The organism is Pseudomonas sp. (assembly GCF_050739995.1).
In the GTDB taxonomy this organism is placed as follows: domain Bacteria; phylum Pseudomonadota; class Gammaproteobacteria; order Pseudomonadales; family Pseudomonadaceae; genus Aquipseudomonas.
In genome coordinates this window covers 1-7,955 of sequence record NZ_JBOICG010000455.1, presented here as the reverse complement: position 1 = coordinate 7,955, position 7,955 = coordinate 1, and the positions used below count along the sequence as shown (strand labels likewise).

8 protein-coding genes and 1 pseudogene are annotated in these 7,955 nt (G+C 60.6%); 5 read left to right on the top strand and 4 right to left on the bottom strand.

The window, feature by feature from the left end; translation table 11 throughout:
* Positions 1–355, bottom strand: a 355-nt coding sequence (locus ACRESD_RS15175; protein ID WP_431751665.1) for an MFS transporter, incomplete at its 3' end; no start/stop codon positions are given.
* Positions 356–514: 159 nt separating this feature from the next.
* Here ACRESD_RS15175 and ACRESD_RS15170 point away from each other — a divergent pair.
* From ACRESD_RS15170 to ACRESD_RS15155, 4 genes are all read left to right on the top strand, one after another.
* On the top strand, positions 515–1,621 hold the full coding sequence (locus tag ACRESD_RS15170; protein WP_431751664.1) for a sugar diacid recognition domain-containing protein: 1,107 nt from the start codon (positions 515–517) through the stop codon (positions 1,619–1,621).
* Between the two features lie 91 nt (positions 1,622–1,712).
* Complete coding sequence (locus ACRESD_RS15165) at positions 1,713–2,852, top strand: glycerate kinase (RefSeq protein ID WP_431751663.1); 1,140 nt, start codon at positions 1,713–1,715, stop codon at positions 2,850–2,852.
* A 54-nt stretch (positions 2,853–2,906) separates the two neighbouring features.
* Positions 2,907–3,971, top strand: coding sequence for a DUF1176 domain-containing protein (locus ACRESD_RS15160; protein WP_431751662.1), 1,065 nt, complete (start codon positions 2,907–2,909; stop codon positions 3,969–3,971).
* Between the two features lie 61 nt (positions 3,972–4,032).
* Complete coding sequence (locus ACRESD_RS15155) at positions 4,033–4,545, top strand: GNAT family N-acetyltransferase (RefSeq protein ID WP_431751661.1); 513 nt, start codon at positions 4,033–4,035, stop codon at positions 4,543–4,545.
* On the opposite strand, the gene ACRESD_RS15150 is transcribed toward ACRESD_RS15155, so the two are convergent.
* Positions 4,542–5,231: an aspartate/glutamate racemase family protein gene (locus ACRESD_RS15150; protein WP_431751660.1), complete on the bottom strand. Its 690-nt coding sequence runs from the start codon at positions 5,229–5,231 to the stop codon at positions 4,542–4,544. The two genes, ACRESD_RS15155 and ACRESD_RS15150, sit on opposite strands and share 4 nt — an antisense overlap.
* A gap of 181 nt (positions 5,232–5,412) precedes the next feature.
* Here ACRESD_RS15150 and ACRESD_RS15145 point away from each other — a divergent pair, with 181 nt between their 5' ends.
* Positions 5,413–6,081, top strand: coding sequence for a DUF3313 domain-containing protein (locus ACRESD_RS15145; RefSeq protein ID WP_431751659.1), 669 nt, complete (start codon positions 5,413–5,415; stop codon positions 6,079–6,081).
* A gap of 68 nt (positions 6,082–6,149) precedes the next feature.
* On the opposite strand, the gene ACRESD_RS15140 is transcribed toward ACRESD_RS15145, so the two are convergent.
* The gene (locus tag ACRESD_RS15140; RefSeq protein WP_431751658.1) at positions 6,150–7,550 is read right to left on the bottom strand and encodes a DUF1254 domain-containing protein; all 1,401 of its coding nucleotides are present in this window, start codon (positions 7,548–7,550) and stop codon (positions 6,150–6,152) included.
* Between the two features lie 207 nt (positions 7,551–7,757).
* Positions 7,758–7,955 (bottom strand): annotated as a pseudogene (locus tag ACRESD_RS15135) (response regulator); the annotation flags it as partial.

The following is a 7,955-nucleotide window of genomic DNA, read 5'->3' as shown; positions in this document are numbered from 1 at the left end:
GGGTGTAGAAGTGCGTCGGGGTGGTGACAAACAGCAGGCAAGTGGACAGCGTGCCCCACACGATCATCATCAGCGCAATCCAGCGCCGTGGGCCGAACCTGGTCAGCGCCAGGTTGCTTGGCACGCCACACAGCACGTAGCCGATAAAGAAGATCCCGGCACCGAGGCCGTACACGGTTTCACTGAATTTCAATGCATCGAGCATCTGCAACTTGGCAAAACCAACGTTTACCCGGTCGAGGTAATTGAACAGGTAGCAGATAAAAATGAAGGGGATCAGGCGCAGGGTAACGCGCTTGTAGATGGCGTTTTTATCGTCATCGGTGGCCAGTGTGGCAGCGGCGCTCTGTGACATGGCAGTCTCTCTTTATTATGATTTTTCGCGATGCGAGGGTAACGTTGATCGCCCAAACAGTCTCGGTGACGTGACGGGGTACTGTCTTTGTGCTCGCGCACAGTGAAGCACCCTTTACGCTGTGCCGGTGAACAACCCGCTTTCCAGGAAAATAGCCCCATGTTCGAGTTGGATCATGACTTGGCGCAGGACATCGTCGATCGCACCATGGCGATCCTGCCCTATAACGTCAACGTCATGGACAGCCAGGGCCTGATCCTTGGCAGCGGCGAGCCGGAGCGCATCAATACCCGTCACGAAGGCGCACAACTGGTGCTGGCCAATGGGCGTGTGGTGGAAATTGACGGCCAGACCGCCAAGCACCTCAAGGGCGTGCAGCCGGGCATCAACCTGCCGCTGCTGCATGACCAGCGCCTGATCGGTGTACTGGGGATTACCGGCGAACCCGAAGGGCTGCGCACTTACGCCGAGCTGGTGCGCATGACCGCAGAAATGTTGGTGAGCCATCGCCACCAGCAAGCTGAACAGCAATGGCGCCGTCAGCGCTGCGATGATCTGCTGGCGTTGTTGCTGGCCGACAGTGGCGACTCCCCGCGACTGGTGGACGAAGCCCAGCAGTTGGGGCTCAAGCCGCAGATGGCGCGTACTCCCTATCTATTCGAACTGGGCGAGGGGCAATCAGCAGAAGCGTTGAGTGCCTGGCTGAGCAGTCGTTATCCGGACAGTTGGTGTGTCAGTTCGGCGCAGTTATCTCTGCTGTGGTGTCGGCCGGCAACGGTGGCGGTGGACAATCCACGCCTGCTGGAAAAGCTCGATGGCTTAGGTTGGAACATCCTTCGCGTGGCCGTGGGCGGGCAGGCCGATGGTTTGGCCGGACTGCGCCGTTGCTATCGACGCGTTGGCGATTTGCTGGCCTACGGCCGGGATGTTCTCCCTCAGTCACGCCTGTTGACGCTCAACCGTTACCGCCTGCCGGTGATGCTCTGGCGGCATCGCAATGACGACGCTCTGGACGAGTTGCTCAACCCGCTGCGCAAAGTATTGGCCAAGGACACCAACGGCCAACTGCTCGCCACGTTACGCAGTTGGTGCGAGCACGACGGGCAAAGCCAGGCGTGTGCGGATGCCTTGGGCATCCATCGCAACAGCCTGCGTTATCGCATGGAACGTATCGCTGAACTCAGTGGGGTCGACCCACTGACCCTGGATGGCATGCTCGCTCTTTATCTGGGCGTACAGCTGTTTCCGCACGCTTTGTCGGAATGAACAACAAACCTCAGCCACTCTTGTGCATCCGACCGGCGTCATTACCCCGGACAACTGGCAGCATGGGCGTTATAAAAACCGGAGAAAGCCCATGAAAATCATCATCGCCCCCGACTCGTTCAAGGACAGCCTGAGTGCTGACGGCGTCGCCCAAGCCATTGCCGAAGGCTTGGCCCTGGTCTGGCCGGATGCGCAATTGATCCAGTGCCCGATGGCGGATGGTGGTGAAGGGACGGTGGATGCGGTGCTGGCGGCGTGCAATGGCGAATTGCGCCACCAAACCGTACGCGGCCCGCTTGGTGCAGCGGTTGACGCACGTTGGGGCTGGTTGGCCGACAGCCATACCGCGATCATAGAAATGGCTGAAGCCAGCGGATTGCAATTGGTCCCGATGGGCCAGCGCGACGCGTGCAAAACCACCACCTATGGCACCGGCGAACTCATCCGCGCGGCCTTGGATGTCGGCGCCCAGCGCATCATCCTGGCGATTGGCGGCAGTGCCACCAACGATGGCGGCGCGGGTGCGATGCAGGCGCTCGGCGTGCAACTGTTCGACGCCGAACACCAAGCGCTACCACCCGGTGGCCTGGCCTTGGCCCGCCTGGCACATCTCAGCCTTGAAAACCTGGACCCACGCCTGGCCCAGGTACGTTTTGAAATCGCCGCCGATGTCAACAACCCGTTGTGCGGCCCCCACGGTGCTTCGGCGATATTCGGCCCGCAAAAAGGCGCGAACGTCGAGCAAGTCCAACAACTGGACGCAGCCCTTGGCCACTTTGCCGACCACTGCGCCAAAGTGCTGCCCAAAGATGTACGCGACGAGCCTGGCAGCGGCGCTGCGGGCGGCCTGGGATTCGCCGCCAAAGCCTTCCTGGGCGCGCAATTTCGCGCCGGTGTGGAGGTGGTGGCCGAACTGGTGGGCCTGGATGAAGCCGTAGGTGGCGCCGACCTGGTAATCACCGGCGAAGGCCGCTTCGACGCCCAGACCCTGCGCGGTAAAACCCCATTCGGTGTGGCGCGTATTGCCCAGCAACACCAAGTGCCAGTCATCGTGATCGCGGGCACCCTGGGCGACGGCTATGAACAGATGTACGCCCATGGCGTGGCGGCTGCGTTCGCTTTGCCGAGTGGGCCGATGAGCCTTGAGCAAGCGTGTAGCGAAGCACCGCGTTTGCTGCGCGAGCGCGCGGCAGATATTGCGCGGGTGTGGCGAACCGCTTCTGCACGCTGACGCCATGCATTGAACATGGGACAATCCGCGCCTTTTCGACACGGAGAGTCCCCCATGCTGCGCCCCGCATTCCTGGCCCTGTTACTGGCCGGTGCCACCTCCCAAGCCTGCGCCCAACCCCCTGCTGAAAACGTGCCCTTGCTCCGGGAAATCAAGAACTGGGTCACCGGTTGCGACAACCTGCGCAATTGCCATGCCCTCAGCGCGCCCAGCGGGGTCGACGAAGAGGACTACAGCTCCCTGACGTTGCACATCTGGCACCAAGCCGGCCCGCAAGGATCGCTGCGTTTGCGTTTTGATCATCGTGGTGAGCCCGTAGACCCCGCTACGATGCTGTTGGATGGTCAGCCTCTCGGCCTGGAATTGACGCGGGCCTTGCAGGTAGAGCTGGATGATCAAGGCGGCGATGCCGAGGTGCAGTCCTATGGCGTGATCGAGGCGGCACCGGCCCGTCTTTGGTTGCAGCGGTTGCGCAACGGCCAACGCTTGCAACTGCCCGGTGATGAAAGTGCCCATGTGTCGCTCAGCGGGCTGAGTGCTTCGTTGTTGTTGATGGATGCAGTGCAGGGGCGAGTGGATAACGTGACGGCGCTTGCCCGCCCCGGCAAGGGCGCGGTCAGCGAGGTGCCCCCAGGTTTACCGACGCCAGTGCTGCGCAAGTTTACTGCAGCGCCACCGCTGACCGCGCAGGAACAGGCCGGGTTGGTGGCCGCTGCATTGCAGGCCGTCAAGCCTGAAGAGGGTCAGCCCGAGGCAAGCGTCGGTGCCTTGACGGCGCAACAGGCAATGACCGTGACGCGGTATGACTGTGCGGCCTACAACTGCGAGTTCGCCGTCAGCAGCCGTCAACGTCAGGCCCCCTATGAGGAAACGCTGATGGACCTGCAGCCGCTGCCCCTGGAAGATGCCGCTCTGCAAGGTTCGGTTGGGTATGACGAAGCTTCGGGCACCCTGAGTTATTTCTACAAGCAGCGTGGGATCGGTGATTGTGGCGGCGGGGCCAGCTGGGTGTTTGACGGCAAGCGCTTCCAGCTCAGTGAGTTCCACAGGATGCCGCGCTGCACCGGGGTCGGTTACGGTGATTGGCCATCGTTGTGGACGACCGCGCCAGCGCCCTAGCCATTGAACGGGCTTGCCCCTTACACTGGCCTGCCACTTGTCTTTCAAAGGATGAAACACAATGCACACACCTGAACCCCATATCGTGATCCAGCGTTTCACCGAGGCCCATCTTGAAGGCGTCGCTGCGCTCTATAACGAACCGGCCGTGTGCCGTCAGGTGCTGCAAATGCCTTTCCAGTCTGTCGATATGTGGCGCAAGCGCCTGGTCATGGACAACGAGCGGCGCCTGCAACTTGTGGCCGTGCACGGCGGTGAAGTGATCGGCCAGCTTGGCCTGGAACAGTACCTGAGAGTACGCCAGGCGCATGTCGGTTCGTTCGGCATGGGCGTGGCGACAGCGTGGCAGGGCAAAGGGGTTGGCTCGCGCCTGTTGACGGCCGCGCTGGACGTGGCCGACAACTGGATGAACCTGCGTCGGGTGGAACTCACGGTGTACGCAGACAACGAAGCGGCACAGAGGCTGTATCGCAAGTTCGGCTTTGAGGTTGAAGGCGTGTTGCGTGATTACGCCCTGCGTGACGGCCAGTTTGTCGACACCGTCAGCATGGCGCGCCTGCGCAAGGCGGTTTAGTCCAGAGCAAACGCCACCGCCGCCTGCGCATGCAGCGCGGTGGTGTCCAGCAGCGGCAGGTCGCTGTGTTCCGGCTGGATCAGCAGGCAGATTTCGGTACACCCCAAGATGATCGTCTGGGCACCGCGCGCGGCAAGGCTGTTGATCACGCGCTGATAGACTTGGCGGGAAGCCTCGCTGATCACCCCCACGCACAACTCCTCGTAGATGATCCGGTGCACGGCCTTGCGTTCATCGGCATCAGGCACGAGCACGGTCAAGCCCTGGGCGGCAAGGCGTGACTTGAGAAAGTCCTGCTCCATCGTGAAAGCGGTGCCCAGCAAACCCACTGTCAGGGTGCCTGCTTCGAGCGCGGCGGCTGCGGTGGCATCGGCAATGTGCAAGAACGGAATCGACACCGCCGCCTCGATACGTGGCGCCACCAAATGCATGGTGTTGGTACACAGCACCACGCAGTCGGCACCGCCGGCCTGCAGACGGCGCGCAGCATCTTCCAGGATCAGCGCCGTGTCATCCCAGCGCCCGGCATGCTGGGCCTGTTCCACCGGGCCGAAATCCACGCTGTACATCAAGACTTGCGCCGAGCGCAGCGGCCCCAGCTGGTCGCGCACGCGCTGGTTGATGATGCGGTAATACTCGGCGCTGGACTCCCAGCTCATGCCGCCGATAAGGCCGATGGTGCGCATGCGATGCTCCTGACAAGGAATGTCGCCTCACCTTACCCATCGACCGAGGATTAGTCATACGCAGTTGCCTGCGAAATGACCGGTGCAGTTTCACGCCTCAACTGGAAATAACGGTTATTTTTCCAGGGTTGGCTATACCTACAGCTCAATGATTCGATGATGAACGCCAGGGAGTTCAATGATGAAGCTAAGGCTAATGATCAGCACGCTGTGTATCGCCTCGATCGGAATGGCTGGCTGCGCCAGCAAGATCACTCAACCCGACGAGTACTCCGGTTTTCTTTCGGACTACAGTCAGCTCAAAGAAGCCAAGTCACCGTCGGGTGCAGAAGTGATGCGCTGGGTCGATCCCAGCCTGAACTTGCGTGACTACACGGCCGTGTTCGTCGAGCCGACCCAGTTTTACCCCAAGCCCCAAGCGACGACCAAGATTCCGCAAAGCGCCCTGGACGGGATCAATGCCTACTACAACCAGGCGCTCAAGCGTGAGCTGGTCAAGTCCCTGCCGTTAGCCAGTGCACCGGGCCCGGGGGTGATCGTGGTGCGTGCCGCCATCACTGCGGTCAGCAGCAAGACTGAAAGCCTCAGGCCTTACGAGTACGTTCCAGTGGCTCTGGTGGTGGCGGCGGTGAGTACCAGCACTGGCATCCGCGACCAGGAAACCACCTTGGGCACCGAAGCGCAGTTCCTTGACGGCGGTAATGGCAAGGTGCTCGCCCAAGTGGTACGCAAAGGCACGGGCAAACCGCTGTCCAATGACTCGCAGGTAATGAAGGCTGATGATGTGAAAAGTGTGATTGATGGTTGGGCCTCGGACCTGCACCAGTCCTACGCCAAGTTCAAACACTGATAACCCTGCACCGGCAAGAACGAGCAGGAGTTGTTGGCCCGGTCCGTCAGGACCGGGCGCAGGACGGGTTACTTGAGCGGCGTCAACGGTGGGAGTTTCCATTGCCCGTTAACCGCCTCAGGCTTGGGCAGGTAGATCCGCAGCACGGCATAAAACGGACCGGGTGGTGCCGGCAGCCAATTGCTTTGTTCGGCTTTCGGCGGCTCGTGGTGCTGCAGCGCCAAGGTCAGGCCGCCATCGGCGTCAAGCTTGAGGTTGGGTAGCATCCGCGAGTTGATCAGGTAGCGTTTCTTGTGGTTGGGCACCAGCAGCTTGGTTTTGGCGTCGTACATGGTCAGCGACCAGAACGCTTCGGCCGGTGGCAACTGGTCCTTGGCGAAATGCACGGTGTAGCTATGGCGCGCGCCGTTGGCTGGCTTGCCTTCGCTGTCGTCAAAGTAGGTGAAGTAGGTGGCTTCGTCAGTGGAGTTGCCGAAGATGCCCAGGTTGGCCCCGGCGTAGCGGTACAGGTAGTTGTTTTTCAGGCGGTCACGGCTGCCGAACAGGTCGCCGCTGGCCACTTGCTGGGTGTCGATCTTGTCTTTCTTGAACGCAGCGAACTCGGCCTTGCCGTCGGCTATCCCATCTTCCAGGGCCTTGCGCTGCTCAGCGGTCAGTTGATTGACCTTGAACGGTGCGCCCGGCGCGATGCCGATCTTGGCAAAACGGGCCAGCAGGTCTTTTTCACTGTCCTGGGGCGCGGCGAAGCTGAGCATGAAGTTCAGGTAACGGAACAACTGCGGGCCTTCGGTCATGGTTGCCATCGGCTTGGGCCATTCGATCTTCGGCGCCTTGGCCGGAGCGGCTTGCTTTACATAGCTGCTCAGCGGCTGCACTTTGTAGCCGCTCTGGATCTGCTTGACCTTGCCCAGGTCTTTTTCATCGAACAACTGCGTACGGTACAGGGCATAGGCGATGTTGCTTTCGCTATAGACCACGCGGTCGATGTCAACCGGCTGCTGACCTTTCCAATCCGGCCCGGCAATCATGTAGTGGCCGCCATTGTTGCCGGTGCTGCGGGTACCCAGGTAGGCAATGTTCTGCGTATAGAGGTCGATCAACTGCACGGAGTAGTAGCGGTTGTCTTCGATCTTGGGCAGGGTCAGCACCAAAGGTTCTTTGCGCAAGTCCATCCAGACGAAGGAGTAGGGGGTGTCCGAGTTCGGGGTCACGAACGCGGTATCCTTCGGGGTGAAGACCTGGGCGGTGTTGCCGATGTGATTGAACGGGGCCTTGAAATTGGCGCCGCCTTTATCAACGGCCTGGGTGTAGAGCGTCTTGTACATCTCCACGACCGGGTAGCCGTACAGATAGGCTTCCTTGGCGATGGCTCGGGCTTCGGCCGGGGTCGCCGTGAAGTCGGCCCATGCGCCGGTACTCATGAGTATCGAGAGGCTCGCCAACAGCAGGCGCGTCGGTTTTCCAATCATGTTGTTGCGTCCTTCCTGAGTGCTTTTTCAAAGGGCGTGGGATTAAAACGCCGAGTTTCCAGTTTTATTTGTCGAACGTCACGTTAATCCCTGCAAACAACGTGAACGGACGCCGCGCAGCATCTGGAAGCTAGCAGCAAAAACCAGAGACGCTAGCTAACCAGATGAATGAGTTGTGTTGTGCGGGGGGCATCGCGCTTTTTGGGGTTATACGTCGGGTAGCATCGATTTGACTTTGTCACGCAACTGATCGATCGAGAACGGCTTGCCGATCACTTTCATACCATCAGGCACATCGATGTTCTCGGCATAACCGCTTGCAAACAAGATCGGCAGGGCAGCGCGCAATTGACGCACCTGGGTCGCCAGTTCCTTGCCGTCCATGTCGGGCAGGCCGACATCGAG

Bases quoted from the DNA above. Each gene is read 5' to 3' on its own strand.
- ACRESD_RS15170 (WP_431751664.1), top strand. From the start codon at position 515: ATGTTCGAGTTGGATCATGACTTGGCGCAGGACATCGTCGATCGCACC.
- ACRESD_RS15165 (WP_431751663.1), top strand. From the start codon at position 1,713: ATGAAAATCATCATCGCCCCCGACTCGTTCAAGGACAGCCTGAGTGCT.
- ACRESD_RS15160 (WP_431751662.1), top strand. From the start codon at position 2,907: ATGCTGCGCCCCGCATTCCTGGCCCTGTTACTGGCCGGTGCCACCTCC.
- ACRESD_RS15155 (WP_431751661.1), top strand. From the start codon at position 4,033: ATGCACACACCTGAACCCCATATCGTGATCCAGCGTTTCACCGAGGCC.
- ACRESD_RS15150 (WP_431751660.1), bottom strand. From the start codon at position 5,231: ATGCGCACCATCGGCCTTATCGGCGGCATGAGCTGGGAGTCCAGCGCC.
- ACRESD_RS15145 (WP_431751659.1), top strand. From the start codon at position 5,413: ATGAAGCTAAGGCTAATGATCAGCACGCTGTGTATCGCCTCGATCGGA.
- ACRESD_RS15140 (WP_431751658.1), bottom strand. From the start codon at position 7,550: ATGATTGGAAAACCGACGCGCCTGCTGTTGGCGAGCCTCTCGATACTC.